Here is a 26,848-nt window from a genome sequence, read left to right on the forward strand (position 1 = left end):
AGAGATCCGCTAACCGTGTTGACGGTCTAGACTATTTAATGCGCTGCTTTTCAAGCTTGCGCGCCAGCGTGCGCCGATGCATGCCCAGGCGGCGCGCCGCCTCGGAAATATTGAAGTCGGTCTCCAGCAGCACTTCGTGAATACGTTCCCATTCGAGGGTCTTGATCGATGTCGATCGGTTGGTCAGCTCGACCTCGGCAATCCCGGCAACATGGCCGAAGGCTGCTTCGATATCGTCGGTGTTGGATGGCTTGGCCAGATATTGGCAGGCGCCGAGTTTGATGGCCTCAACCGCCGTGGCGAGGCTGGCGAAACCGGTCAGGACCACGATCAACATCGTTGGATCACGCTTGTGCAGCATCTGCACGCAGGCCAGCCCGGAACTGTTGCCGCTCAACTTGAGGTCAACCACCGCATAGCCTGGCGCATGCTGTTGCAGCAGTGCGCTGGCCTCATCCAGGTTCGCTGCGAGCAATACCTTATAGCCGCGGCGCTCAAATGAGCGCCCGAGCGTGCGCGCAAAAGCCGCGTCGTCTTCAATGATGAGCAGCAGACGGTCAGCCGGCATGTTGTGTGTCCTGTTCAAGGCTAATCGCTGCAAGCGGCAGGGTAAGCTGGACCGCCGCTCCGCCCTCCTCCCGATTGCGGGCCGTCACGCTGCCGCCCAGTTTGCGGGCGACATTGACGACGAAGAACAGCCCCAATCCGCTGCCCGGCCGTCCCTTGCTCGACTGATAAGGCTTACCGAATTGCGCCAGCATCGCGGGCGCGAAACCGGGACCGGCGTCGGTGACCAGCAAGCTCAGCGCATCGACTTCGCGCGTCACTTCGAGGCGCACCCATTGCGGCGAAGCTTCGAGCGCATTGTCGAGCACATTGCAGATCATCTGCTTGAGGGCGGAATCGAACACCACGGGCATATCCTGCGCAATCCGATTTGCATAGACAAACGAGACAATCGGCCGGGTGGTGCGCCACTCTTCGGCCAGATCGTTCAGAAAAGTGCTGATGGTGGTCTTCACCGACGATTCGCCGCGCGCCTCGCCGGCTGACAGCAGGATGCCGCTGACGATGCTCTTGCAGCGCTGCAACTGGGTCTGCATTTCACCGATTTCCTCCTGCAATTCGATATTCTTGCTGAATTCTGGCATCCGCCGCCAGTCGCCCAGGATCACTGAAAGCGTGGCCAGCGGGGTGCCGAGTTCATGCGCAGCGCCCGAAGCCAACAGGCCCATGCGCACGATGTGATCTTCCTCGGCCGCGCGCTGGCGCAGGTCGGCAAGCTGGGCGTCGCCCGCGCGCAGATTGCGGCCGATACGCGTGATGAAGATCACCAGTAAGGCGGCGTTGAGCGCAAAGCAAAGGAGCATGCCATCGACGTACAAGCTGGATAAGCCATTGCCGTGATCGGGCGGCAGCGCCAGCGGCCTGGAAAACAGCGACAGGCCGGCCAGGCACGCGCTGGTGATGGCGACGATGGTCCAGGTCGACCAGGCTTCGAGCAGCACGGCACTCAGAATGACCTGCAACAGATAGAGAAAGGCAAAAGGATTCGCCGTTCCGCCACTGAGATACAACTGGGCCGTCAAGGTGCCGACATCCACCAACAGCGCCAGAAACAGCTCGCCGTTTGCCACGACCGGACGCTCGTGCCAGCGCAGCTGGCTGGCGATGTTGAATGCAATCAGGCATGCCAGCACCTCCAGCATGTGCGGCAGCGGAAGGCGAATGCCGAAGCCGAGCATCACGATGGCGATCGTTGTGATCTGTCCAATCACGGCGATCCAGCGCAGTTGAATCAGCTGCAGCATGTTCTCGCGGCCGGCAGCATTTTCAACGCCCGTAGCGGCTGCCCTTCCTTCTTTCAAACCTTCTGTATTTGCAAGAATTTCAACTTTGCTTGCCATCTTCACTTTCCCGGTCGATCCCATCAGCACTGGCGTCGGCGCCGCTGCGCTCCGCACGCGCGCCCCAGAGGCAGGCGCCCGCCACCATCAAGGCCAGAGCATACCAAGTAAGAGCATAAACCAAGTGGTTGTTGTGAAAGGCGATCACCGTCAAGCCGCCGATCGGACGCTCGGGCGAGCTGGCGCCGACTGCGCCGTCCGCCGCTCCTTGCGCCGCGTCGGCGTCCACAAAGTAAGGTGCAACAAGGGGCAGGCTGCGCGCCGCAGCAATGGCTTGCACGTCGCGCGAGTACCAGCGATTGGCAGCCGGATCGTTGTGGCGCAGAAAGGCGCCGCCGGGCTCGCTCATGCGCAGGAGTCCGGTAACGGTGGAAATGCCGGACACCGAAGCACCGTCGTGCCGGTCGCGCGCATCGGATGTTGCGTCGCGGGAATCATGGCGGCTCCAGTCGCCCGCCCTGGCGGGAACGAATCCACGGTTGACCAGCACCACGCTGCCGTCTGCGCTGCGCAGCGGCGTCAGCAGCCAGAAGCCGCTGCCAAGCTCGGTCACGGCCTGGACCCGGACGCTGAGTGCATACAGGAAGGTACCGGTCAGGCGCACATGCCGGTATTCGTCGGCCTCGGCATTGACCTGCGGCCAGCGCTCCCGGCCAGGTGCGGCAACGGCCGGCGCGTGCACCCGTTGTTCAACCCGCTCGATCAGGTCAAGTTTCCATTGCAGGCGCTTGAGCTGCCAGGTACCCAGTGCGACAAAGCCTGCAAAAACCAGCCCAGCGCAGACGGCCAGCATGCGCAGCACGGCCAGGGAGCGATGGCGCGGTCCCGGGTTCATCGCATATTTTTCATTTCGTGCATTTTTTGCATTTCGTGCATCGATTCCGGCATCGACTCCTGCGCCGATTCAGGCATCATGCCCGGCATCATGTTGTGGTTCAGGTGGTACATCACCCACAGCGAGCCGCTCAGCATGATGACGACCAGCATTACCGTAAAGATCAGCGCCAGCATCGACCAACCCTCTTCGGATTTCGTGTTCATGTGCAGGAAATACACCATGTGGACGACGATTTGCACGGCGGCGAAGCCAAGCAGGACAAACCCGGTGGTGCTGGACTTGTCGAATACCTTCCCCAACACCAGCCAGAACGGAATGGCCGTCAGGATCACGGCCAGCACGAAGCCGGTTGCATAGCTTTTGAGGCTGCCATGGTCGGCATGCTCGTGGTGACGCATGTGGTCACTATCGTGGCCGTGCTCGACCGCGCGCGCCGGGTGTTGTTGATGCCCGCTCATGGCAAAGCTCCCATCAGGTAGACAAAGGTGAAGACGCCGATCCAGACCACGTCGAGAAAGTGCCAGAACATCGACAGGCACATCAGCCGCCGGTTGTTCTCGGGGGTGAGTCCGTGCCGATTGATTTGAAACATCAGCGTGACCAGCCAGATGATGCCGAAGCTCACGTGCAGGCCATGCGTGCCCACCAGCGCGAAGAACGATGTCAGGAAGCCGCTGCGTTGCGGTCCGGCGCCTTCATGGATCAGATGGGCGAATTCATAGAGTTCAAACCCGATGAAGCAGGCGCCGAGTACGCCGGTGACGGCCAGCCAGATCAAGGTGCTGCGCAGGCGTTTGCGCTGCATCTCCAGCATGGCGAAACCGTAGGTAATCGACGACAGCAACAACAATGCCGTGTTCAGCGCGACCAGCGGCAGGTCGAACAGCTCGGCACCCGTCGGCCCGCCTGCATAGTTACGGCCCAGCACCGCGTAGGTCGCGAACAGGCAGGCGAAGATGAGACAGTCGCTCATCAGGTAGAGCCAGAACCCGAGCAAGGTGCCATTCTCTGGATGATGCTCCAGGACGTAATAGCGCGAGCTTGGAACAGCGGTGCCTTTGCTAGCGGTGCTGATGCCGGCGGAAGAAGTGGTGATCTCAGACATAGCTTTCCTCCAGCAGGCGTGTGCGCTCACCCTCGGTACGGACGACTTCGTCCGCCGAAATGTGGTAATCGCGGTTGTAGTTGAAGGTGTGGATGATGATTGCCGCCAGCATCGCAACAAAGCCGACACCGGCTGCCAACCACATCTGCCAGATCAGCGCGAAACCAATGACCGCACTGAGCGCGGCGATGATGAAGCCGGCAGCCGTGTTCTTCGGCATGTGGATCGCGACAAAGCCGTGTTGCGGCCGGACGTAATTGTTGCTCTTCATGTCAGCCCAGGCATCGTTGTCGTGAACGCGCGGGGTGAATGCAAAATTGTAGTCTGGCGGCGGCGAAGATGTCGCCCATTCCAGCGTGCGGCCACCCCAGGGATCGCCGGTCGTGTCGCGCAGCGATTCACGCCGCCGGTAGCTGACCACAAGCTGTACGATGAACGAGGCAATCCCGAGCGCGATCAACACTGCGCCAACGGCAGCAATCTGGAACCAGATCTGTAATGACGGGTCTTCGAAATGGCTGAGGCGCCGTGTCACGCCCATCAAGCCGAGTACGTAGAGCGGCATGAAGGCCACGTAGAAGCCAATGGTCCAGAACCAGAATGAGCACTTGCCCCAGAACGTCTCGAGCTTGTATCCAAAGGCCTTCGGGAACCAGTAGTTAATGCCTGCAAACATGCCGAAGACCACGCCGCCGATGATCACGTTGTGGAAATGCGCAATCAGGAACAGACTGTTGTGCAACACGAAATCGGCCGATGGCACCGCCAGCAGCACGCCCGTCATGCCGCCAATCACGAAAGTGATCATGAAACCGATGGTCCACAGCATCGGCAGCTCGAAGCGGATCCGGCCACGATACATGGTGAACAACCAGTTGAAAATCTTGGCGCCGGTCGGGATTGAGATGATCATCGTCGTGATGCCAAAGAACGAATTGACGCTGGCGCCGGAACCCATGGTGAAGAAGTGATGCAGCCAGACCAGGTAAGACAGTATCGTGATGACCACAGTGGCATACACCATCGAGGCATACCCGAATATCCGCTTGCTGCAAAAAGTGGAGACGACTTCGGAGAAGATGCCGAAGGCCGGCAGGATCAGGATATACACTTCCGGATGACCCCAGATCCAGATCAGGTTAACGTACATCATGGCGTTGCCGCCCATGTCGCTGGTAAAGAAATTCGTTCCGAATATGCGGTCAAGCCCCAACATGCCAAGCACGGCGGTGAGCACCGGAAACGCGGCCACGATCAATACGTTGGTGCACAAGGCTGTCCAGGTAAAGATCGGCATCTTCATCATGTTCATGCCGGGCGCGCGCATCTTGACGATGGTCGCGATCAGGTTGATGCCCGACAGCAGGGTCCCTACCCCGGCAATCTGCAATGCCCAGATGTAGTAGTCGACCCCCACATCCGGACTGGAAAGAATGCCCGACAGCGGCGGGTAAGCGAGCCAGCCCGTGCGCGCGAATTCACCGACGAACAAGGATGCCATGACCAGCATGCCGCCGAAGGTCGTCATCCAGAAGCTGAAGTTGTTGAGGAAAGGAAATGCGACGTCGCGGGCACCGATCTGCAGCGGCACGACATAGTTCATCAGCCCTGTCACCAGCGGCATGGCCACGAAAAAGATCATGATCACGCCGTGCGCCGTGAAGATCTGGTCGTAGTGGTGCGGCGGCAGGAACCCGGCCGCATCGCCAAAGGCGAACGCTTGCTGTAGACGCATCATCAAGGCATCGGCGAAGCCGCGCAGCAACATCACCAGCCCCAGCACGATGTACATGATGCCGATCTTCTTGTGATCGATGCTGGTGAACCAGTCGCGCCACAAGGGACCCCAGAGGCGGTAATACGTCAGCGCGGCAAGAACCGCCAGGCCGCCGATTGCCACCATGACAAAGGTCGCCAGCAGGATAGGTTCGTGAAAGGGAATCGCATCCCAGGTGAGACGGCCGAAGATCAGCTTCGTCAGATCGATATTGTCTAGCATCGTTACTTTCCGGGGAAAAAGGGAGTCGCGGCGCACGCTACAGCGCCTGCAGCGCCGCGCGCCGCCTGGCCCAAGCCTTGCTGCAGATAATTACTCATGGTGCTCGCCGGTTTTGACGTTTCCGTCGGCAGCCATCATCTTGTCCATGCATACCTTGTCGCGCTCGACACAACGATTGATGATCGCATGGTAGAGGTCGGCGTCAACGGCTGCGTAGCGGTGCACCGGCTCCCGTTGGCTGGGCTTTTCAAGCTGCAGGTAGTCGGCACGCTTCAGCGCTCCGCCCCCGGCTTTGGTTGCCTGCACCCAGCGCTCGAAGTTTTCTGCGCTCATGCCATGGAACTTGAAGCGCATGTCCGAAAATCCCGCACCGCTGTAGTTCGCCGAAAAGCCCTCGTACTCGCCCGGCCGGTTGATGACTGCATTGAGCGAGGTCTCCATGCCCGGCATCGCGTAGATCTGACCAGCCAGCGCAGGAATGAAAAATGAGTTCATCGCCGAGGATGCTGTGATCTTGAAGCGGATCGGCACGTCCACCGGCGCCGCCAGTTCATTGACGCTGGCAATCCCCAGATCGGGATAAATGAACAGCCATTTCCAGTCCAGCGCGACCACCTCGACCGTGAGCGTCCTGGTCTCGGCGGGAATCGGACGCTGCGCGTCCAGGCGCGACAGTGCCCGGTACGGATCCAGGGTGTGGGTGCTGATCCAGGTCAACAGGCCCAGCGCGATGATGATAAGCAGCGGCGCGCCCCAGATCACCAGCTCGAGCTGGGTCGAGTGATCCCAGTCCGGTTCGTAAGCCGCCTTGGTATTGTTCTGTCGATAACGCCAGGCAAACACTATTGTCAATGCAATCACCGGAACGATGATCAGCAGCATCAACAATGTAGAGACGATAATAAGGTGGCTCTGCTGGGCGGCAATGTCACCTGACGGATTCATCACCACCATGTTGCAGCCGGCCAACAAAATAGCGGGCAAGACGATCAGTCCGCGACGAGCTAGTAGGGAAAGCATGCAGGAAAAGTCCAGTCGAAGCAATTAAATCGTGCTAATGTACAGCGACTGATATGCGTTGGCGATTGGACGTTTTGTCCTACCCTTGCAAGCGACATCTGGCAGGGTTCGACGCGTTCACAGACCGAAACCCAATTTGAGAAATGACAATTATGTCCAGCATCCATAGCCATAATGGCGAACTTCCCGCCGATTTCCCACAACACTCGACCATCAGCGCCGCCCGCAATACCAATGCCGATCATTCTTCGATCGCGCCGGGCGAGATCGCCATCGGCGTGGTCATCGGGCGCGCCTCCGAATACTTCGATTTCTTCGTCTACGCCATAGCCTCGGTGCTGGTGTTTCCTTCCGTTTTCTTCCCGTTCGAGCAGCGCCTGGAGGGGACGCTGTATGCGTTTGTGATCTTTTCGTTTGCCTTTCTCGCGCGGCCCTTCGGCACAGTCGTCTTCATGGCGCTCCAGCGCCGCTTCGGCCGCGAGGTCAAGCTGACGGCCGCGCTCTTCTTGCTCGGCATTTCCACTGCCGGCATGGCTTTTCTGCCGACCTTTAAGCATCTGGGGTTCGCAGCTATCGTCTTGCTATCGCTGTTGCGCATCGGCCAGGGCATAGCGCTGGGCGGTTCGTGGGATGGCCTGCCTTCGCTGCTGGCACTCAACGCACCGCGCAATCGGCGCGGCTGGTACGCGATGCTGGGCCAGTTGGGCGCACCGGTGGGCTTCATGGTGGCCGGCGGGCTGTTCGCCTACCTGTTATCCAACCTTTCCTCTGAAGACTTTCTCGATTGGGGCTGGCGCTACCCGTTCTACGTGGCGTTTGCCATCAACGTGGTGGCGCTGTTCGCACGCTTGCGGCTGGTATCGACCAATGAATACGCCCGCTTGCTCAATGAACGGGAGCTGGAGCCGACCAATGCCATCGAAATGACACGCTCACAAGGGCGCAACCTGATCATCGGCGCCTTGGCGGCGTTAGCGAGCTACGCGCTGTTCCACCTCGTTACCGTGTTTCCGTTGTCGTGGATCACCTTATATTCGATGCGCTCGGTCAGCGACTTCCTGCTCATCCAGGTCATCGGTGCGGCGCTCATGGCCCTCGGCGTGATCGCCTCCGGCCTGATTGCCGATCGTTTCGGCCGGCGCACCACGCTGGGCGCCTGCGCCTTGCTCATCGCGCTGCTGAGTGCGTTCGTCCCCACGCTGATGAACGGCGGCGAGCTGGGACAGAACATTTTCATCTTGCTGGGCTTCAGCCTGCTCGGATTGTCCTATGGTCAAGCAGCAGGTGCCGTCACCGCCAACTTCCCTGCGAAGTATCGGTATACCGGCGCCGCCTTGACCTCCGATCTGTCCTGGCTCGTTGGCGCAGGCTTCGCGCCGCTGGTGGCGCTTGGCCTTTCCGCGCATTTCGGCCTGGCCTATGTCAGCTTCTACCTGCTATCGGGTGCCGCGTGCTCGCTGGCCGCACTGAGCCTTAATCGCGCCCTGGAAATCCGTGATTAATCAGTAATTTAATGCGCAGTAGTTAATGCGGCGGACGTGCCGTTGTTCCGGCCGTCCGGCGTTTGTCATCCCGGCTCAAGACTCCGGCTTTAACTCTGGCGTTCTGCCAGGCCCTTTGCCAATGATCAAGACAGTAGCTGCGCCGACCAGGGAGAGCGCGGCCAAGGGAATCAATCCCAAGGCGTAGCTGCCCGTGCTGTCTTTGATCACCCCCAGCAGAGAGGAGCTGGCGAATCCAGCCACATTCCCGATCGAATTGATCACTGCGATGCCAACCGCAGCGGAGCCGGCGGAAAGCCATTCGGTTGCCAATGCCCAGAAAGGCCCCTTGACGAGATAGGTGGCAGTGACGGTAATCACAAGGAAGAGTATCGTCGGCAGCAAGGCGTGGGTTACCGGCATTAATGCAAGTCCTGTAAAAATCAGCGCCAACGGAATAGCCACGTGCCAGATACGCTCTTTGGTACGATCGGAATGCCGTCCCCAGACCAGCATCAGCAGCGAAGCGACCCCAAATGGAATGGAGTTCAGCAAGCCGCTTTGCATGTTGCTAAGTCCGAACTCTTTGATGATCTGAGGTTGCCATAATGACAGGCATTGGCTTGCCCCTGACGCACCCGCATACACAAGGGCCGCGATCAAGACATACTTGTTTCGGATGATTTGAAAGAAACCAAGGTGGCCGACAGCATGTGTGTTGGTTTTCTCGGCATGGAGGCGCTGCAACAACCACTCGCGCTGGTCGCCTTGCAGCCACTTTGCGCTCGCAGGATCTTTAGGCAGTACGAACGGCGTCAGCATTCCCAATACGACGGCAGGGACCGCCTCGATCACAAACATCCATTGCCAGCCGCGCAATCCTAGCCAATGATCAAGCCCGAGCAAGGCTGCGGACAGCGGCGACCCCAGGAAGCTCGAAAGGGGGACCGCCACCATGAAAATGGCAATGATGCGTGCCCGATACGCCGCCGGAAACCAATAAGTGAGATACAACACGACACCTGGGAAGAAGCCGGCCTCAGCGGCGCCGAGCAACAAGCGCAGCGCATAATACGAATGCGGCCCGGCAACGAATACCATGCAAGCGGATGCGATGCCCCAACTGATCATGATTCGCGCAATCCAGAAACGTGCGCCAAATTTCTGCAAGGCCAGATTGCTAGGCACCTCAAGCAAGACATATGAAATATAGAACAGGCCACCGCCAAATCCGAAAGCCGACGCGGACAATCCGATGTCGGCGTTCATCTGGAATGCCGCAAATCCAACGTTGACCCGGTCTATGAATGCGATGAAATAACAAAGCATGAGGAAGGGCAGCAAACGCAGGGTCACACGCCGCATTGTCCGTTCTTCAATTTGGGAAATTATGGTGTTTTTCATGGGTTCCTCTTTTGAGATTCTCTAATTAAATAAGTCGGCCAGGACGGCCAGCATGACGCCAAGACCACGTACCGGCTAAGGAAAACCAAACAGATTGGCTGGCGTCTCAACCAGCACCATGCGGCGCTCTGCCGGGTCCGGCAGCCAGCTATCGAGCAACCTTCGGGCATGCGCGTAATTGGCGCTCTTTTCGAACTGGGTATGCGGCCAGTCGCTACCCCACATCAGACGGTCCATCCCGAAGCTGTCGCGCAGTAGCGGAATCGCCGCCAGCGCGATCCGCTCGCCGGCGCCGTTGGCCCCGTTCCGATAGGCGGCCGACAGTTTGACCCACACGCGCCGGCTGGCGGCGGCATCGAGCAGATAGCGAAAGCCGGGATCGTTCACGCCCAATTTCGGGTCGGGTCGGCCGAAGTGGTCGACCACTACGTTGACGCCGGACCGCAGCAACGGCGGCAGGATCAGCGGCAGGTCGCGCGCTTCGCGCTGCACCTCGACTTGCCAGCCCAGCCGCGCCATCTGCTCGAGAAAATCCGGCCAGCGGGCGGCGGAAAAATCCGGCAGTGCCGTGCCGACCAGGTTCAGGCGCACGCCCACCACCCCGGCGGCGTCAAGAGCGTCCAGCTCGGCCGCAGAGATAGCCGGATCGACCACGGCGATACCGCGCAGACGAGCGGGCGCCTGGCGCAGACCAGCCAGCATGAAGCTGTTATCGGTACCGAGAAAACTCGGCTGCACCAGCACGCCGCGCGCGATGTCGTGCCGCTCGAGCATGGCCAGATAATCTTCCAGCGGCGCTTCGTAGTCGGGGGCATAGCGGCGCGCATTGGCGAGTTTCAGTCCGCGCTTGAAAATATGGGCATGGGTATCCACAGCGATCAACTTCCCCTCCTTATCAGGCGCGCACCTTGAGCGCAGCCTCGGGCTGGCTTTCCTTGACAGGCAGGTCGCCGTTTAACTGTTTGCCGCGCGTTTCCGGCAAGGCCAGCACCGCCAGCACCACCAGCGAGTAAGCCAGCGCCGCGTCGATGCCAATGGCTGTCCCGAGCGACATCTTGCTGCTCATATGGCCGACCAGTACCGGAAAGCCGGCCGACACGATACGGCCGAAGTTGTAGCAAAAGCCCACCCCGGTGCCGCGCACGCCGCTCGGGTAGAGTTCGTTGAACAAGGCGCCCAGGCTGGCTGGAATGCCGGCAGCAAAGAAGCCGAGCGGAAAGCCGAGGAACAGCATGGCGGTATTCCCGAGCGGCAAGAACACGTAGGCGAGCACGGTGACCACGCAGCAGGCCGAGAACAGGATCAGGTTGAGACGGCGGCCGATGCGGTCCAGCAGATAGGCGCTGACCATGCAGCCGCACCAGAAGGCGACGATGATCACCGCCAGATAGCCGCTGGTGCCGAGCACCGACAGGTGGCGTTCGGTCTTGAGGAAGGTCGGCAGCCAGGTCATCAATGCATAGTAGCCGCCGTGTGCGCCCACGCCGATCAACGCACCGATCAGCGTCATGCGCAGCAATTCAGGCTTGAAGATGGCGAACAGCTCGGTATGGTTGAACTTGGCCTGCTTCTTCGCCTTCACGAAGGTTGCCGGTTCGGGAATATTGCGCCGGATGTAGACGATCAGGAAGGCCGGCAGAATGCCGATGCCGAACATCACCCGCCACGCCATATCGGGCGAGAGCAGCAGGAACAAGGTTGAATACAACAGGACCGACCCGCCCCAGCCCACAGCCCAGGCGCTTTGCACCATGCCCATCGCCTTGCCACGGTGTTCCGGGCGGATCATCTCGGCCATCAGCACCGCGCCGGCAGCCCATTCGCCGCCGAAGCCGAAACCCTGCAGCGCCTTGAGCACCAGCAATTGATTGAAGCTCTGGGCAAATGCCGACAACAGCGTGAACAGCGAGAACCAGACGATGGTCAGTTGCAGCGCACGCACCCGGCCGATGCGGTCGGACGCCGCGCCCATGATCCAGCCGCCCAGGGCCGATGCCACCAGCGTGACGCCGCTGATCAGCCCCGCTTCGGCCTTGTTGAGGCTGAAGGCGGCGATCAGTGCCGGAATCGCGAGGCTGAACATTTGCACGTCAAGCGCATCAAGCGCCCAGCCGCCAAAGCAGCCCCAGAATGTCTTGCGTTCAGTGGAAGTGATTTCCCGGTACCAATGAAACATTGCTTGTCTCCATGTCGGTCGGCGGGCGTTGCGTTGACGCCCGCCTTGTTAATGATTCAATGCGCTACAGCGCTGGCCCTGCTCAGCGGATTTCTACGTGATAGCGGAAACGGTCGGCCGGCCCGCGCGAACGGCGCCACTCGAGCGGCTGGCGGTCGTAGCCCAGCGCCAGACGTTCCACCACGATGACCGGCGCGCCGGGCTGCAGTTGCAGCAGGCGTGCGTGCAAGTCGCTGACCGCCTCGGCGATGAGCGTTTCTTCGGCCGAAGCGACTACCTGGCCGCAGCGCTCTTCGTACAGTGGGTACAGCAGATCGCCGAACTCTGAAGTGTCGATCTCCAGCAAGGCGGCAAACTTGTCCTTGGGCAGCCAGATCGACTCGGCCAGCAGCGGCTTCTGGTCAAGTAAGCGCAGGCGCGAGAGGTGAATAACCTCGGCACCGGCCGGCTGCCGCAAGGCCGCCGCAACCGCAGTAGGAGCCGGCATGACTTCGCGCCGCAGGATGCGGCCTTCCGGAATACGCCGCTCGCCCGCCTCGTTCTGGAAGCGGAAAAAGCGGAACAGCGAAGAATCGAAACGGGCACGCCGCACGAATGTGCCTTTGCCTTGAAAGCGCTCCAGCATCCCTTCAGCCACCAGCATGTCGATGGCCTTGCGGACGGTGCCAATGGACGCCGCGAACTGCTTTACCAGTTCAGCCTCGGTAGGAATCGCTTCGCCCGGGCGCCAGTGCTGATCGGCGATGCGGGCAGCAAGCTCGTCGCGCAGGCGTTGGTACAGCGGGAGGCGCTGATCGTGGGACATGGTGTAATTCATGCAATCCTCCAGTCATATATATGAATGTATGACTAGCGTTTTACGCTAGCAGTTTGCCGATGTCAAGCCGATTTGCGGATCATGCGATGTTGCGTCCGCATGTTTCGTTACTTGCAGTTAATTTGCGCCGGAAACGGCGGCCAATGCGAGCACGACCGGTTTGAAACGCGAGTCGCTACAGCCAGTGCCCTTGCCACTCTGCAATACCGCCATGCGGTTCCTCGGCGTTCCGCTCGGCTTCATGAGCACACTCAAGTGCAGTAAACGCTGCAAATTTGCCTTTATCTCACATTTTTGCAAGCAACTTCTCGATCACGTCGCAGGCCTGATGCTGACGTAACAGGGCTCGCAACAAGCGTTCTGGCGCGATCGACGGTCGAACACCAATTCAGGCGCTCAAGGAGTGGCAACGGAAGAAGCCAGAACTATTTGTTAAACGCGTCTACGATCAAACGGGACTGGACAAGTAGAAGCCTGTATTCGTCATTTTTGCTTAAAAAAATTATGCAGAAAAGTCCAATTTATTGACCGCCTGGGCCGGAAAATCGACTTTGCCTCGTGGTTGAATAGCATAGAAATGAATTATGTATAACTTGACGCGGTAAAGCAGATATTCCATTACTATTTTTTCAGAAAAACATTGAATGTAATCTCAGATATATCCGATATGCAATTTAAGTCACTTGCTGCATTCTGATAAACATTGAAAGCATGCTGGTTAAACGATGAAGGCCGATGTCGATTTGCCTATCCCTAACAGGCTGTTGAAAAAGTAATTTCTGGTGAGGAGAAATTTTAGCAATTTGCTGAAAAATTAAGCGATAAGCTGCTGCTTTTGCTTAGCTTTTCATCAGAATCGGAAATAATTACGTTATTTTTTGTTGTTTTGTGGGATGCATTCTAATTTTTCAACAGCCTGCTAGAAGAGCATTTTTACAATCATAATTTCGCCGAAGTCATTGACTGATCTGAATCCTATAACAAAATATGACTAGCTTTTCAACTGGTTCAGTTGACGCCACTCTTGACGGGCGTGAGTCCGTTCTGTCGTCCGACCTTTTTCGACCGCTTTTCTAGCTTTAATTTTTGGGGAATGCCTCCTACGAATAACCATAGAGGAGTTCTCGTCCTTTGAGTTTTTGTTTTTATTATCGGAATCTTGGTGCATCTGCTGGATGCGTTAGGACCCTGTGACGAATTGGTCGTTGCAGGATTTTTTGGAGAAAACTATGAATATTGAAGCGATGAAGCAACTGCAAAACCTCGTAACACTAACTAGTCAAAACAAGACTCGTGAAGGAGAGGAGGCGGTCGCAGGTTTCGATGCGGTTAGTGGTGAATATGGTAGCAATATCGTAATGGCAGGTTGCTGCGATAACAACCCCAACGGCTAACTAAGAGCGAGAATCCTGCTGATCACAGGATTCTATTCTGCATATTTAAAAATGAGGTTTTTGAGGGAATCAGTTTTAGTATAGAGACTATCTTATGTATTTTTCTTTTATGAAGCAGGCTACCTATTTTTCGACCGACATATTAACGTCGATTGAGAAAATCATCGAAGACAAAGCAGAGCCAGAGAGAATTCTTATTTATCACAATGGTTCGTATCAAGATCCTCGAACTTATACCTGTTTAAACGGTAATAAAATAAACTACTCCAAATTTTCTATTGGGGAGTATTTTTCCAACGGGGCCACCATTGTCATTAACAATGTCCATGAAAAAATACCTTCAATAAAACGTAGTTTGGGATGCGCAGAAGGGAAAATACCTGAAGCAGGAATGTCTTTCGACTTAAAAGCAAATTGCTATATTTCGGCTAAAAATGCAATAGGAGTAAAGCTGCATGAGGATGCTCATGATGTATATTTGTATCAGCTTGTCGGTCAGAAAAAATGGAATATCACCAGTGGACCTCATGGAAATAATCCTTCTCTACTGCTCGCAGGGCCGGGCGACATTCTATATATGAGAAAAGGAACCTTTCATTGCCCTATTACGGAGTCGGGCGTCTCCGTACACCTGACAATTCGAATTGGGAAACCTTCAGAAAATATCCTTCCTGAGCATTGGCTCAATAGCTTCAATTTTTCAATGTCGAAGACTTATCCCTCCTCTTCGTCTATCTCTTCTTACTTTGATTCTGTAATAAAGTTTAGAGATCAAAGCATCGTATCAGCGCAATGCGTTTCTAGCGGGAGAATGGCTGCGGAAAAGCGCCGCCTTCTTGAAATCATTGAAAGCTGCAGTGGCTCAAAGCGGGCGACTCAAGATTTATTGGAGACTTTTGGCATGAAAAGTCTTCTTCAAGATCTTGTTTACGCGGACGAGATTCGGATTCTTTAATGCTCAGTAAAATCTGGATAAGGAATCTAGCAACTCTTGATGTTATCGATAAGGAGTTTTTTGAATTGATGGTTGAATTGACTCCTTTATTGGCAGACTTAGTCAAGATGCCGATTGTCGATATATTGATATGTGGAAGCCTTCCTAGAAATAATTTTATTCCACAGAGATCAGATATGGATTTAATCGTCTTGGTGCAAAAAAATAACTATTTGCCCAGAGAATTTTCAGTAAGTCCCACGGCACTTACCTCCAAATTGGCGCATCAAATATTCAAGATCGATGTAAGTTTTCAATATGCCTATTCGTCAAATCAAATCCGCAATTTTTCAGATCTAATTCGCGTTTGTGATTCAGTATCGCTTTTTTTTGGGATTAAATATGACGGTTTAGAGATTGAAAAATTTCGGTTGCTTAATTTACTGACAAAATATCAAAAATGGCAGGAGGCGATGCAAGGAAATTCAGAATGGCCTCAAGCACAAAGGGATAGATTTGAAGCAAAAAAAATTGCACGTCAATATCAATTGACCCTGCTAAGAGATCGTGATTTTTTTTGCTTCAGTCTTCCCATTACGTTAGAGCGCTGTTACGAGTTTTATTCTGCTTCACGAAACGCCATCGACGATCTTCAGTTTCTATTAGGGTATAAAAAATGATTGCTCCCTCCCTAGATGAAAACCAATCATATCGAAGCGTGAAATGGCTTAGTGCAAGTCAATCCGGCACGCTGGTCGCTGGTAATATGGGCGTTACCACTATGGGCTGGTGGGCCGCAACGCAAGGAGGGGTAATAGATTTAAGTTTGATGACGTCCAGTTACCTTCTATTCAGTCTTTTACTAGGGCCGATTTTATCTCCTTTAGGAGACAGATATAGTCGAATTAATGTGTATGGCATCGCCTTGTTTTTTGGCTGGGTCTATTACGGAACTTGGGCGTGCGGTTTGTTTGGTTTTGGATATGGCAAGCCTTTGATCGTCGGTCTTGCTTTTGTCAATGCTTGTACCATGTCCATAGTAGGTCCAATACGTATGGCCATTTTTGTAGATGCGAAAGGTAGTTACGATCCAAAGGGCGTGATGGCTTTTCAACGGCTTACTGATAATGTTGGAAGATGTCTGGGACCTATCTTAGCGGGTCTGCTTTGCGCGACCTTTGGGTATAAATACGCGTATTTTTTCCAGCTGTTCTTTTTTTGTGTGGCTTTTATCTTTTACTTGCGCGCTCGCAATGGATTCTCTCAGATGCCGACAACTTCTAGTTCGAAAGGGAGAGGCATTCATGGATGGCTGTCGGACATAAGTTTTGGTTTCCATTTGAGATTATCAACAGTCGGACAACGAATTGTTACTGCCCTTGGTTTTTTTTATCTAGCCGTAGTCTCATCCTTTATTGCTATCTTGCTACCCCAAGTAATCGTCATGGGAGGGTATCCTAGTACTCTCTTGGGTATATCTACTTCAGCCTCTTTTGTAGGTGGTTTACTCACAGGTACCGCATTATTATCAAGTCGCTTTCCTGCTGGAAGGTTTGTGACCCCAGTTAGTATTTTATTGAGCTGTGTTGGAATCATTTCCCTGGTTTTTTTTCCGGGGAAAATACAAATTCCTCTTGCTTCGTTTTTAATCGGAAGCTGCACTGAAATTTATTTTCAAAGAATCGGGTTTCGAATGATTCTAAGTTTTCATACTCAACAGCGGGCTCGCTTAACAGCTTCAGGGCAATTTATTAATACCGCTAGCATCGCTCTATGGTGCTGGGCCTTGGTGCCCCTATATCATTACTATGGAGTTCGTGGGGTCGTATGTATCTTAGTAGGATCTAGCGCAATAAGTTTTGCACTGATACTTCATCCTGAGGTAATGGCATTTCTACGATGCCCAGACGAGGCGCTCGATGGTTTTTGGTTGAAATCTAACAAGGTTGTTAGCCCTATTTTAGAGGAAGCGCCCTAGGAATTCCGATGATTTGTACGAAAAACTAAATAGCCGCCGTTCAAAACTCTATAGAGAACCCTTGGACAATTCAAAATAGGAAATTCTTAGATGACAATGATATACGACACGATCCTTTGGCGGGGGATTACCCACCTCGTTATACACAAGTCTGACACTTCTCTGACCAGACACAAAAATCTCGTTAACTTTCAATGACTTGCCGCAGCCCTTGTAAACTGGCGCCGTTTCAGGTTTACTCTCGTCTTTTGAGTGAACGAATTGGCTATCGCACCGACACCCTGGACAGAGACAGAATTTGAACAACTCGACCTGGGCGATGCGCGCCTGAACAAGCGAGCGAGGATATTGATGGAGCGACTGGCAGCCGAGCCGACGGCGAGCGTGCCCAAAGCCTGCAATGGCTGGGGCGAGACGATGGGGGCATATCGCTTTTTTGACAATGCAGCCGTTGACTGGCGCGAGATTCTGGAGCCGCACTGGCAGCAGACGCAGGAGCGGATGAGAGCGCAGCCGGTGGTGTTGTGCCTTCAGGATAGTACCGAACTTGACTTCAATGGCCAGTCGGCCCGTGGCCTTGGCCCGCTGAGCTATGAGGCGCAGCGCGGCATGTACCTGCACCCGACCTATGCCGTCACGACCGAGCGCGAGCCGCTGGGCATTCTCGACGCCTGGATGTGGGCGCGTGAAAAAAAAGATGCTTCTGGAAAGCGCGGCGGACCGAAGGAAAGCCTGCGCTGGGTCGAGGGTTACGAACGGCTGGCCGAACTGGCGCCGCAATTGCCCGCCACCCGCTTGGTGTACGTGGCCGACCGCGAAGCGGACATGATGCCTTTGATGGCACGTGCGCTGCAATTGGGGACGCCGGCCGATTGGCTGGTACGCGCCAAGCACAACCGCTGCCTGCCGGACGGGGACACCTTGTGGGCACACACCTGCATCGGGGAAGCGCTGGGACAAATCGAGTTTGCGATGTCGGCGCGGCACGGCGTGAAGGCACGTACGGTCCGTCAGCAACTGTGGGCACGTCGCGTCGAACTGCCGGCCGGAAAAGGCAAGACGGTCAGCGCTACCTGCATCATTGCGCGCGAGATCGACGCGCCGGCCGACGTCAAACCGATCGAATGGCGTTTGCTCACTAACCGCGATGCAGAAACGGTCGAAGCTGTTGTTGAACTCATCAATTGGTATCGCTGCAGATGGGAAATTGAAATCCTGTTCGATGTGCTGAAGAATGCGTGCCGTGTCGAGGCACTCCAGCTTGGCGCGATCGAACGCATCGAGCGCGCGCTCGCGCTGTATCTGGTGGTGGCATGGCGAATCGCCCATCTGATGCGGCTGGGGCGAACGTGCCCTGACCTGGATGCGAAATTGTTCTTCGATCCGGACGAGATCCAGGCGGCTTACCTGCTGCGCAACAAGGTACCGCCGGAGAAGCCGCGGCTGAATGACGTCGTGCGCCAGATCGCATGCCTGGGTGGCTTCCTTGCCCGCAAAGGTGACGGCGAGCCCGGCGTCAAGACAATCTGGCTGGGTTTGAAGGATGTTCACGTGGCGGTCAAGACAATGCGTGCGCTACGCAGAAATGTCGCTCAGCAGACTTGTGTATAACGAGGTGGGGATTACCCTATCTTGTCAAAATGTTCTATATACGAAACCCCAACGCCACATTTTCTAAAGACAAAAAAACCTCTTAAACCTTTACAGGAATAAGAGGTTAATTTACTTTGATTTTCCGTATTAAATCAGTGACTTATATCAAAACATTCTGATCATAACTTAACAGAATTTCTTTTATCCGGTCAAAACGGAATATCGTCATCCATATCCGAAAAGTTCGGCGCCGGACGTGAGGCCGGTGCTTGTGCCGGGCGCGCTGGCGCGTTGCCGGATGGTGGTGCGTTGTACGAAGAGCCGCCGGCGTTTTGACGCGGCGCCGGGGCGCTGTCGTAACCGCCGTCGTCCATCGAGGCCCCGCCACCTTGGCCTTGACGACCGCCCAGCATTTGCATGGTGTCGGCGATGATTTCGGTGGTGTAGCGCTCTACGCCTTCCTTATCTTGCCATTTGCGGGTCTGCAGACGGCCTTCGACGTAGATTTGCGAACCTTTTTTCAGGTATTGGCCGGCGATTTCAGCCAGTTTGCGATAGAAAGTAATCCGATGCCATTCGGTCAACTCTTTCTTTTCACCACTATTCTTGTCTTTCCAGCTTTCGGTCGTCGCAACGGCGATGTTGGTAACCGCTTCGCCGTTCGGCATGTAGCGGGTTTCCGGATCGCGGCCCAGGTTGCCGACGATGATGACTTTATTGACCGATGCCATGTATTTCTCCTAAATCTTGATTAACTGTATTTAATGTGTAACCGCGGCGGCTGGCTGACCGCGACGCGGTAAATTCTGCATGCCGGAGGCGATTATAAGCCAAGCCAGAGTCGAGACACCGCCCAGTACGAATACTGACGACGCTCCAGCGTGTTGTTTAAGGAGGCCCCCTAAGGCGCCGCCGCAAAACAAGCCAAGCGCCTGCAACGTGTTGTAAACACCGAGTGCGGCCCCTTTGGCTGCGGGCGGTGCGATGCGCGATACCAGCGATGGCAGACTGGCTTCGAGCACGTTGAAGGCAATAAAAAACGCCAGCAACAAACCCGCCAGCAACGGCCAGTGCACTGCCGTTTGCGAGAAGGCCAGCCACATGCCGATCTGGACCGCCAGCAACATGGAGATCGCAGCGATGAATACCTGTTTCATCCTGCCTTGTTTTTCGCCGATGAAGACCGGCGGCAACATCAACACGAACGAGATCAGCACCACCGGCAAATAAATTTTCCAGTGTTCGGTGACCGGCAAGTTGGCGTATTGCACCAGCGCTGACGGCATCACCACGAACATCGCCATTTGCGTCAGATGTAGCGAGAACACGCCAACATTCAGGCGCATCAATCCGCCGTTACGCAGGATTTCCGACCAGGCGACGCGCTTGGCTTGCACCATCGGTGCGTCCGGCACCACGAAGATAATCATGGCAATCGCCGCCAACGACAACACGCCGGTGATGGCGAAAATCCCGCCCATGCCGATCCATTGATATAACAATGGCGAGGCCACCATCGACAAGGCGAAGGTCAGGCCGATCGAACCGCCGACCATCGCCATCGCCTTGGTACGGTGTTCTTCGCGGGTCGCATCGGCGATGAAGGCGGTCACCGCGGCGGAAATCGCGCCGGCGCCCTGCACTGCGCGACCGATGATGACCCAATAAATATCGGTCGCACCGGCGGCAATGAACGACCCCAGCGCAAACAGGAGCAAGCCGATGATGATGACTTTCTTGCGGCCGTATTTGTCGGAGGCTGCGCCAAACGGGATTTGGCCGAACGATTGCGCAAGCCCGTAAATCCCCATGGCAAGACCGACCAGCGTCGCGCTTTGGCCGCCGGGGAGCGTTTTAGCATGCACCGAAAACACCGGCAAAATCAAAAACAAACCCAACATACGTAAGGCGAAAATCGAGGCAAGCGAGGCGCTCGAGCGGATTTCGGCGCGGTTCATGCGATTACCGATGTCGGCGCCGGATGCAATAGCGGTAGAAGATAGCGAGCTGTTCATGTTGGAAGTAGTGTCATGCCTTGCGATCAAGGATCGGTAGTCAAACTGATTGGACTTGGTGTTGGAGCGCGTATTACTACGAGGTTCGAAACCCGTTATAGTATCAGGTTGATCCATTTTGGCCTGATGCTTGGTAGTTGAACAACACCAACTGAGCGGTAACGACGAACAAGTAAGCTGCAATTCCAACACAAACCACCGCGGCAAAAATTTACGCAGAAAGCTGTTCATGGAAGAAATTCGCATCCGGGGTGCGCGTACGCACAACCTCAAAAACATCAATCTGGATTTACCCCGCAACAAACTGATCGTCATCACCGGACTCTCCGGCTCCGGCAAGTCGTCGCTGGCTTTCGACACGCTGTATGCGGAAGGCCAGCGGCGCTACGTCGAATCGCTGTCGTCGTATGCCCGGCAGTTCCTGCAATTGATGGAGAAGCCGGATGTCGATTTGATCGAGGGTCTGTCGCCGGCGATTTCCATCGAACAAAAAGCCACTTCGCACAACCCGCGCTCAACGGTCGGCACAGTCACTGAAATTCACGACTATCTGCGCCTGCTGTACGCCCGCGTCGGCACCCCGTATTGCCCGGATCACCCGGAGAAACCATTGGCAGCGCAATCGGTGTCGCAAATGGTGGATGCGGTGCTGGCGATGCCGGAAGACACCAAACTGATGATCCTGGGGCCGGTAGTTGCCAATCGCAAGGGCGAGCACGTCGATCTGTTTGAGCATATGCAGGCGCAAGGTTTTGTCCGTTTCCGCATTCAAAGCGGCACCGGCAGCGCCAGGATCTATGAAGTCGATGATTTGCCCAAACTGAAGAAAACCGAAAAGCACACCATCGACGTCGTCATCGATCGCATCAAGGTCAAGGAAGATATCAAACAGCGGCTGGCAGAAAGTTTTGAAACGGCACTGCGGCTGGCCGAGGGCCGCGCCATTGCGCTGGAAATGGACGGCGGCACCGAACATCTGTTCTCGAACAAATTCGCCTGCCCGATTTGCGGTTATTCCCTGCAAGAACTGGAACCGCGCCTGTTCTCGTTCAACAATCCGATGGGGGCTTGTCCGGAATGCGACGGTCTTGGCCATATCGAATTTTTCGATCCCAGGCGCATCGTTGCATTCCCGAATCTGTCCTTGGCCAGCGGCGCGGTCAAGGGCTGGGACCGGCGCAACCAGTTTTACTTCCAGATGCTGTCGAATCTGGCCGCGCATTACGCGTTCGATCTCGACATGCCGTTTGAAAAGCTGCCGGAAAAAGCCCAGCAGGTAGTGCTGTACGGCTCCGGCCGCGAAACCATTCCGTTCACGTATATCAACGAGCGCGGCAAGGCGGTGGTCAAAGAACATACCTTCGAAGGCGTGGTCAACAATCTGCAACGGCGTTACCGCGAAACCGATTCGATGGCGGTCAAGGAAGAGCTGGCCAAGTTCATCAACGAGAAGGAATGCCCATCCTGCCATGGCGCCCGTCTGCGCATCGAGGCACGCTTCGTCAAGGTCGGCAACGGCAAACAGGAACGGGCCATTTACGAAATCGCGGCAACGCCATTGCGCGAGACCCTGCACTTCTTTGAGAAGCTGAAACTGACCGGCGCCAAGAAAGAAATCGCCGACCGCATCATCAAGGAAATCATCTCGCGCCTGACCTTTCTCAACAACGTCGGTCTCGATTATTTATCGCTGGAGCGCAGTGCCGACACGTTGTCCGGCGGCGAGGCGCAGCGTATCCGCCTGGCATCGCAGATCGGCTCGGGCCTGACCGGCGTCATGTATGTCCTCGATGAGCCGTCCATCGGTTTGCATCAGCGCGACAACGACAGACTGATCGAAACGCTGCGTCATCTGCGCGATATCGGCAACAGCGTGCTGGTGGTTGAACACGATGAAGATGCCATCCGCACGGCCGATTATGTGGTCGACATGGGCCTCGGCGCCGGCGTTCACGGTGGTGAAATCATTGCCCAGGGACCTCTTTCGGAAATCCTCAAAAGCAAAAAATCACTGACCGCCAAATATCTGAATGGCTCACTCAAGATTGCCGTGCCAAAAAAGCGCACCGCAGCCAATCAGGACAAGCAATTCATCATCGCCGGCGCCAGCGGCAACAACCTGAAACACGTCACGATGACATTGCCGGTCGGTTTGCTGACCTGCGTCACCGGCGTCTCCGGCTCGGGCAAATCGACGCTGGTCAACGACACGCTGTATCACGCGGCGGCGCGCCATTTGTACGGCTCCCAAGCCGAACCGGCAGCGCATGAATCGATCAGCGGACTGGAACATTTCGACAAGGTGATTTCGGTTGACCAGGCACCGATCGGTCGTACTCCACGTTCAAATCCGGCGACGTACACCGGCTTGTTCACGCCGATCCGCGATTTGTTTTCCGGCGTGCCGATGGCGAAAGAACGCGGCTACAGTGCCGGACGGTTTTCGTTCAACGTCAAAGGCGGCCGCTGCGAAGCCTGCCAGGGCGACGGCGTGATCAAGGTCGAAATGCATTTCTTGCCGGACGTCTATGTGCCGTGCGATGTCTGTCACGGCAAACGCTATAACCGCGAAACCCTGGAAGTTCAATACAAGGGCATGAACATCACCCAGGTGCTGGGAATGACGGTCGAAGAAGCGCATGAATTCTTCAAGCCGGTGCCGGTTATCGCCCGCAAATTGCAGACGCTGCTGGATGTCGGCCTGGGTTATATCCGCCTCGGCCAAAGTGCTACTACGCTGTCCGGCGGCGAAGCGCAACGCGTCAAGCTGTCGCTGGAATTGTCCAAGCGCGATACCGGTCGCACGCTGTACATTCTGGATGAGCCGACCACCGGCCTGCACTTCCACGATATCGATCTGTTGCTGAAGGTGATCCATCGCCTGCGCGATCAGGGTAACACCGTGGTCATCATCGAACACAATCTGGACGTCATCAAGACCGCCGACTGGCTGGTTGACCTGGGTCCGGAAGGTGGCGCTGGAGGCGGCCTGATTATTGCGACCGGGACGCCGGAAGATGTGGCGAAGAATCCGAACAGCGTTACCGGAAAATATCTGGCACCATTGTTAGAGAAAATATAAATAGACCGCGCAAGAGGATAATAAGCAGGGCGGACAGGTGCAGCGCGCATCCATCCTGCTTTTTAGCGTATTGCGCAGGTCTTCCAACCATAGGGACGTCGTGATGAACAGCAAGAACCCACTTTCTGCAACGCAGATCGCGGCATTTGAAACAGACGGTTATCTGGTATTGCCGGGCCTTGTATCGGCCGCAGACTGCGCACAGATGGTAGCAGTTACCAATCAACATTTGCACGCTGCGGTGGCGCCGCTGGAATACGAATCCGAGGTCGGCTACGCTGGCGCGCCCAGTTCGCTCGAAAGCGTTGGCGGCCGCACTGCACGCCGCTTGCGGGATGCCTATCAACGCCATGAATCGTACCGCCAGTGGGCCGTCGATCCGCACCTGGTCGCGATGCTGACGCAACTGCTCGGCGAGCAAGTCTGCCTGACCCTGGCCCATCACAATTGCGTGATGACCAAGCATCCGGACTTCGGCACCGCCACCGGCTGGCATCGCGATATCCGCTACTGGTCGTTTCCCCGCAATGAACTGATTTCGGTATGGCTGGCGCTGGATAGCGAAACCGAGAACAATGGCGGCCTGCGTTTTATTCCAGGCTCGCATCGCTTCGACATAGCACCCGCACAAATGGATGGACTGGACTTTCTGCGCCCGGACGTAGCAGAGAATCAAGCCTTGTTTGCGCAGGGCATTTCCCTGCACTTGAATCCGGGTGACGTCGTCTTCTTTCACAGCGGCCTGTTCCACGCGGCAGGCAGAAACAATAGCCTCAGGGTCAAGGAATCGGTGGTGTTTGCCTATCATGGCGTCAGCAATCCGCCGCTCGCCGGCAGCCGCTCGGCGGCGGCTGAAGACATCTTGCTCGACAACTCAGCCGCGCCATAAAAACGGCGGTCTATCGCCATCGCCTGTGGCGGTACCGGCGCTGCCGCCGGCACGCTATTCCTGACGCGTGCAGCCTATCAGGTCAGGGCTTGAACGCGTAGCAGCGCCGACTGCGGTCGGTGTCGGCATGACCCATTGTCACCCCGTAAACAAGCGCTCTTCCGCTTTCGAAATACCCTCGGCAACGCCGCGTAAAACAACAATGTCGCCGCTTTGCAACACCGTCTCCGGGCCGATATCGATGCGCTTCTTGCCGCGTCTGACGCTGCTGACTTCTGCTCCAAGCTTGGCCAGATCAAGCGTCGCCAGCGACTTGCCGATGGCTTTTGCGCCCTCCGGCAAAGTGACGGAATGCAGTCGGTCCTGCAAATGATCTTCGGAGTCAGTGGCGTCTCCGGCGCCATGAAAATAGCCGCGCAAGGAAGCGTAACGTTCGTCACGCGAGGCTTGTACCCGATGTACTACGCGCCGCAACGGTACCCCGAGCATCACCAGCGCATGCGACGCCAGCATCAGGCTGCCTTCCAGTGCCTCGGGCACCACCTCGGCCGCACCGGCAGCGCGCAATTTATCCAGATCGGTATCATCGTAACTACGCACAATCACCGGCAGCGTCGGCGCCAGCTCATGCACATGGTGCAACACCCGCAACGCCGATGGCGTGCTGGCATACGTGATGACCAGCGCCGCCGCCCGGTGCAAACCGGCCGCCACCAGACTCTCGCGGCGTGAGGCGTCGCCGTATGACACATGCGCGCCGGCTGCGCGCGCTTCAATCACACGGTCGGGATCGAGGTCCAGCGCGTGATAACCGATCCCCTCCTCTTCCAGCAGCGTGGCCAAACTCTGGCCGCTGCGGCCAAAACCGGCGATGATGACGTGCTTCTGGGTCGCCATGGTGCGCGTCGCCAATTGGGTCAACGCCAGCGATTGCATCATCCATTCATTGGCAGACAGCTTCATCACAATGGCATCCGACTTGTTCAAAATGAACGGCGCTGCCAGCATCGACAGTACCATCGATGCCAGAATCAACTGGATCAGCAACGGGTCCATCAGATGCAAGCCGCCAGCCTGGCTCAACAGCACAAAACCGAATTCACCCGCTTGCGCCAGCGCCAACCCGGTCCGTAATGCGACGCCGGTAGAAGAGCCGAAGACTTTCGCCAACGCCGCAATCAGGCCAAATTTGAGCAATACGGGTCCGCTCAGCAGCAGCAATACCAGCCACCAGTTTTCGATGACCAGGCGCACGTTCAACAGCATGCCGATGGTAATGAAAAACAAGCCGAGCAAGACATCGCGGAATGACTTGATATCCTCTTCCACCTGATGTTTGTATTCGGTTTCCGAAATCAGCATGCCCGCAATAAAAGCACCAAGCGCCAGCGACAACCCGGCACGCTGCGTAATCCAGGCCGCACCGAGCGTGATCAGCAGCAGATTGAGCATGAACAATTCTTGCGAGCGGCGCCTGACCACAATCTGGAACCAGCCGCGGATCAATTTCTGGCCGATGAATAACAGCAGCACCAGGACCATGGCCGCTTTGGCGCTGGCCCAGCCCAGCGTTGCCGCCAGATTGCCGGAATCTTTTGCCAGCGCCGGGACGATGATCAGCAACGGCACCAGCGCCAGGTCCTGGAATAGCAGCACACCCATGATGCGGCGACCATGTTCGGTCTCCAGTTCCAGCCGCTCCGTCAGGAGTTTCGAGACGATCGCGGTGGACGACATGGTCAGCGCGGCACCCAGTGCAAACGCCGCTTGCCAGCTGATATTCGTCAATTGCGGCAGGAGGTAGGCGGCGACCCAGCCGAACAACATGGTGGCGCCTATCGTCAGCAGCACCTGCGCCATGCCCAGCCCAAACACGATGCGGCGCATCGCCGACAGTTTGGACAGCGAAAATTCCAGACCAATCGAAAACATCAAAAACACCACGCCGAATTCAGCCAGCGCGTGCGTCGTCGCGTTGTCTTCGGCAAAACCGAGTGCGTGGGGACCAATCAGAATGCCGACCGCCAGATAACCCAACATCGGCGGCAAGTGCAACATGCGAAAAGCCACGACACCGAGCACGGCGGAGCCAAGTAACAAAATGGTAAGTTCTAATCCGGAAAGCATGCTTGTTCAGTTCGTAGTTAATTCATAATAAATAGAGATTTTGCAACACAGCATCCTAAGTTGGAAGGCCGCCCTCAGATTAATTGCAG

22 protein-coding genes are annotated in these 26,848 nt (G+C 56.1%); 8 read left to right on the forward strand and 14 right to left on the reverse strand.

The annotated features are described in order from the left end of the window. Positions 1-31: 31 nt before the first annotated feature. From AC3CHX_RS25300 to cyoA, 7 genes are all read right to left on the reverse strand, one after another. A complete protein-coding gene (locus tag AC3CHX_RS25300; protein ID WP_488630721.1) occupies positions 32-568 on the reverse strand; it encodes a response regulator transcription factor in 537 nt (178 codons plus the stop codon). Further along, entirely contained in the window at positions 558-1,907 is a 1,350-nt protein-coding gene (locus tag AC3CHX_RS25305) for an ATP-binding protein (protein WP_488630722.1), read from the reverse strand. Before AC3CHX_RS25305 ends, AC3CHX_RS25300 begins: the two co-directional genes overlap by 11 nt. Further along, a complete protein-coding gene (locus AC3CHX_RS25310; RefSeq protein ID WP_488630723.1) occupies positions 1,891-2,742 on the reverse strand; it encodes an SURF1 family protein in 852 nt (283 codons plus the stop codon). The genes AC3CHX_RS25305 and AC3CHX_RS25310 overlap by 17 nt, the downstream gene beginning before the upstream one ends. Further along, entirely contained in the window at positions 2,739-3,203 is a 465-nt protein-coding gene (gene cyoD, locus AC3CHX_RS25315; RefSeq protein ID WP_488630724.1) for a cytochrome o ubiquinol oxidase subunit IV, read from the reverse strand. The genes AC3CHX_RS25310 and cyoD overlap by 4 nt, the downstream gene beginning before the upstream one ends. Then, positions 3,200-3,850: a cytochrome o ubiquinol oxidase subunit III gene (gene cyoC, locus AC3CHX_RS25320; protein WP_488630725.1), complete on the reverse strand. Its 651-nt coding sequence runs from the start codon at positions 3,848-3,850 to the stop codon at positions 3,200-3,202. The genes cyoD and cyoC overlap by 4 nt, the downstream gene beginning before the upstream one ends. Then, positions 3,843-5,849: a cytochrome o ubiquinol oxidase subunit I gene (gene cyoB / locus AC3CHX_RS25325; RefSeq protein ID WP_488630726.1), complete on the reverse strand. Its 2,007-nt coding sequence runs from the start codon at positions 5,847-5,849 to the stop codon at positions 3,843-3,845. The genes cyoC and cyoB overlap by 8 nt, the downstream gene beginning before the upstream one ends. 90 nt (positions 5,850-5,939) lie before the next feature. Beyond that, entirely contained in the window at positions 5,940-6,869 is a 930-nt protein-coding gene (gene cyoA, locus AC3CHX_RS25330; RefSeq protein WP_488630727.1) for a ubiquinol oxidase subunit II, read from the reverse strand. Positions 6,870-7,021: 152 nt separating this feature from the next. Between cyoA and AC3CHX_RS25335 the strand changes: the two genes are divergently transcribed. Next, on the forward strand, positions 7,022-8,371 hold the full coding sequence (locus AC3CHX_RS25335; RefSeq protein ID WP_488630728.1) for an MFS transporter: 1,350 nt from the start codon (positions 7,022-7,024) through the stop codon (positions 8,369-8,371). A 75-nt stretch (positions 8,372-8,446) separates the two neighbouring features. Here the strand turns inward: AC3CHX_RS25335 and AC3CHX_RS25340 are convergent, their stop codons facing one another. The 4 genes from AC3CHX_RS25340 to AC3CHX_RS25355 form a co-directional block, all read right to left on the reverse strand. Then, positions 8,447-9,754, reverse strand: coding sequence for an MFS transporter (locus AC3CHX_RS25340; protein WP_488630729.1), 1,308 nt, complete (start codon positions 9,752-9,754; stop codon positions 8,447-8,449). Positions 9,755-9,829: 75 nt separating this feature from the next. After that, positions 9,830-10,636: an amidohydrolase family protein gene (locus AC3CHX_RS25345; protein WP_488630730.1), complete on the reverse strand. Its 807-nt coding sequence runs from the start codon at positions 10,634-10,636 to the stop codon at positions 9,830-9,832. 13 nt (positions 10,637-10,649) lie between these two features. Then, positions 10,650-11,930 (reverse strand): MFS transporter, encoded by a 1,281-nt coding sequence (locus AC3CHX_RS25350; protein WP_488630731.1) that lies wholly within the window; start codon positions 11,928-11,930, stop codon positions 10,650-10,652. 82 nt (positions 11,931-12,012) lie between these two features. After that, complete coding sequence (locus AC3CHX_RS25355; protein WP_488644930.1) at positions 12,013-12,735, reverse strand: GntR family transcriptional regulator; 723 nt, start codon at positions 12,733-12,735, stop codon at positions 12,013-12,015. A gap of 1,241 nt (positions 12,736-13,976) precedes the next feature. On the opposite strand from AC3CHX_RS25355, the gene AC3CHX_RS25360 reads away from it, so the two are divergent. From AC3CHX_RS25360 to AC3CHX_RS25380, 5 genes are all read left to right on the forward strand, one after another. Continuing rightward, positions 13,977-14,141, forward strand: a complete 165-nt coding sequence (locus tag AC3CHX_RS25360; protein ID WP_488630732.1) for a hypothetical protein — start codon at positions 13,977-13,979, stop codon at positions 14,139-14,141. Between the two features lie 94 nt (positions 14,142-14,235). Continuing rightward, on the forward strand, positions 14,236-15,096 hold the full coding sequence (locus AC3CHX_RS25365) for a JmjC domain-containing protein (protein WP_488630733.1): 861 nt from the start codon (positions 14,236-14,238) through the stop codon (positions 15,094-15,096). Beyond that, the gene (locus AC3CHX_RS25370; RefSeq protein WP_488630734.1) at positions 15,096-15,755 is read left to right on the forward strand and encodes a hypothetical protein; all 660 of its coding nucleotides are present in this window, start codon (positions 15,096-15,098) and stop codon (positions 15,753-15,755) included. Before AC3CHX_RS25365 ends, AC3CHX_RS25370 begins: the two co-directional genes overlap by 1 nt. Beyond that, positions 15,752-17,053 (forward strand): MFS transporter, encoded by a 1,302-nt coding sequence (locus AC3CHX_RS25375; RefSeq protein ID WP_488630735.1) that lies wholly within the window; start codon positions 15,752-15,754, stop codon positions 17,051-17,053. Before AC3CHX_RS25370 ends, AC3CHX_RS25375 begins: the two co-directional genes overlap by 4 nt. A 261-nt stretch (positions 17,054-17,314) precedes the next feature. Further along, positions 17,315-18,664 carry an IS4 family transposase gene (locus AC3CHX_RS25380; protein WP_488630736.1) on the forward strand — a complete coding sequence of 450 codons (1,350 nt, stop codon included), beginning with the start codon at positions 17,315-17,317 and terminating at the stop codon, positions 18,662-18,664. Between the two features lie 191 nt (positions 18,665-18,855). Here the strand turns inward: AC3CHX_RS25380 and ssb are convergent, their stop codons facing one another. Both ssb and AC3CHX_RS25390 read right to left on the reverse strand, forming a co-directional pair. Then, positions 18,856-19,377, reverse strand: a complete 522-nt coding sequence (gene ssb / locus AC3CHX_RS25385) for a single-stranded DNA-binding protein (protein WP_488630737.1) — start codon at positions 19,375-19,377, stop codon at positions 18,856-18,858. A gap of 30 nt (positions 19,378-19,407) precedes the next feature. Continuing rightward, complete coding sequence (locus AC3CHX_RS25390; RefSeq protein ID WP_488630738.1) at positions 19,408-20,661, reverse strand: MFS transporter; 1,254 nt, start codon at positions 20,659-20,661, stop codon at positions 19,408-19,410. A 229-nt stretch (positions 20,662-20,890) separates the two neighbouring features. On the opposite strand from AC3CHX_RS25390, the gene uvrA reads away from it, so the two are divergent. Both uvrA and AC3CHX_RS25400 read left to right on the forward strand, forming a co-directional pair. Beyond that, positions 20,891-23,743 (forward strand): excinuclease ABC subunit UvrA, encoded by a 2,853-nt coding sequence (gene uvrA, locus AC3CHX_RS25395; RefSeq protein WP_488630739.1) that lies wholly within the window; start codon positions 20,891-20,893, stop codon positions 23,741-23,743. A gap of 103 nt (positions 23,744-23,846) precedes the next feature. Then, positions 23,847-24,632 (forward strand): phytanoyl-CoA dioxygenase family protein, encoded by a 786-nt coding sequence (locus AC3CHX_RS25400; RefSeq protein ID WP_488630740.1) that lies wholly within the window; start codon positions 23,847-23,849, stop codon positions 24,630-24,632. Positions 24,633-24,770: 138 nt separating this feature from the next. On the opposite strand, the gene AC3CHX_RS25405 is transcribed toward AC3CHX_RS25400, so the two are convergent. Further along, on the reverse strand, positions 24,771-26,759 hold the full coding sequence (locus AC3CHX_RS25405) for a monovalent cation:proton antiporter family protein (protein WP_488630741.1): 1,989 nt from the start codon (positions 26,757-26,759) through the stop codon (positions 24,771-24,773). Positions 26,760-26,848 lie beyond the last annotated feature (89 nt).

Source organism: Glaciimonas sp. OK215, from assembly GCF_057787885.1.

Bases quoted from the DNA above. Each gene is read 5' to 3' on its own strand.
- AC3CHX_RS25300 (WP_488630721.1), bottom strand. From the start codon at position 568: ATGCCGGCTGACCGTCTGCTGCTCATCATTGAAGACGACGCGGCTTTT.
- AC3CHX_RS25305 (WP_488630722.1), bottom strand. From the start codon at position 1,907: ATGGCAAGCAAAGTTGAAATTCTTGCAAATACAGAAGGTTTGAAAGAA.
- AC3CHX_RS25310 (WP_488630723.1), bottom strand. From the start codon at position 2,742: ATGAACCCGGGACCGCGCCATCGCTCCCTGGCCGTGCTGCGCATGCTG.
- cyoD (WP_488630724.1), bottom strand. From the start codon at position 3,203: ATGAGCGGGCATCAACAACACCCGGCGCGCGCGGTCGAGCACGGCCAC.
- cyoC (WP_488630725.1), bottom strand. From the start codon at position 3,850: ATGTCTGAGATCACCACTTCTTCCGCCGGCATCAGCACCGCTAGCAAA.
- cyoB (WP_488630726.1), bottom strand. From the start codon at position 5,849: ATGCTAGACAATATCGATCTGACGAAGCTGATCTTCGGCCGTCTCACC.
- cyoA (WP_488630727.1), bottom strand. From the start codon at position 6,869: ATGCTTTCCCTACTAGCTCGTCGCGGACTGATCGTCTTGCCCGCTATT.
- AC3CHX_RS25335 (WP_488630728.1), top strand. From the start codon at position 7,022: ATGTCCAGCATCCATAGCCATAATGGCGAACTTCCCGCCGATTTCCCA.
- AC3CHX_RS25340 (WP_488630729.1), bottom strand. From the start codon at position 9,754: ATGAAAAACACCATAATTTCCCAAATTGAAGAACGGACAATGCGGCGT.
- AC3CHX_RS25350 (WP_488630731.1), bottom strand. From the start codon at position 11,930: ATGTTTCATTGGTACCGGGAAATCACTTCCACTGAACGCAAGACATTC.
- AC3CHX_RS25355 (WP_488644930.1), bottom strand. From the start codon at position 12,735: ATGTCCCACGATCAGCGCCTCCCGCTGTACCAACGCCTGCGCGACGAG.
- AC3CHX_RS25360 (WP_488630732.1), top strand. From the start codon at position 13,977: ATGAATATTGAAGCGATGAAGCAACTGCAAAACCTCGTAACACTAACT.
- AC3CHX_RS25365 (WP_488630733.1), top strand. From the start codon at position 14,236: ATGTATTTTTCTTTTATGAAGCAGGCTACCTATTTTTCGACCGACATA.
- AC3CHX_RS25370 (WP_488630734.1), top strand. From the start codon at position 15,096: ATGCTCAGTAAAATCTGGATAAGGAATCTAGCAACTCTTGATGTTATC.
- AC3CHX_RS25375 (WP_488630735.1), top strand. From the start codon at position 15,752: ATGATTGCTCCCTCCCTAGATGAAAACCAATCATATCGAAGCGTGAAA.
- ssb (WP_488630737.1), bottom strand. From the start codon at position 19,377: ATGGCATCGGTCAATAAAGTCATCATCGTCGGCAACCTGGGCCGCGAT.
- AC3CHX_RS25390 (WP_488630738.1), bottom strand. From the start codon at position 20,661: ATGAACAGCTCGCTATCTTCTACCGCTATTGCATCCGGCGCCGACATC.
- uvrA (WP_488630739.1), top strand. From the start codon at position 20,891: ATGGAAGAAATTCGCATCCGGGGTGCGCGTACGCACAACCTCAAAAAC.
- AC3CHX_RS25400 (WP_488630740.1), top strand. From the start codon at position 23,847: ATGAACAGCAAGAACCCACTTTCTGCAACGCAGATCGCGGCATTTGAA.
- AC3CHX_RS25405 (WP_488630741.1), bottom strand. From the start codon at position 26,759: ATGCTTTCCGGATTAGAACTTACCATTTTGTTACTTGGCTCCGCCGTG.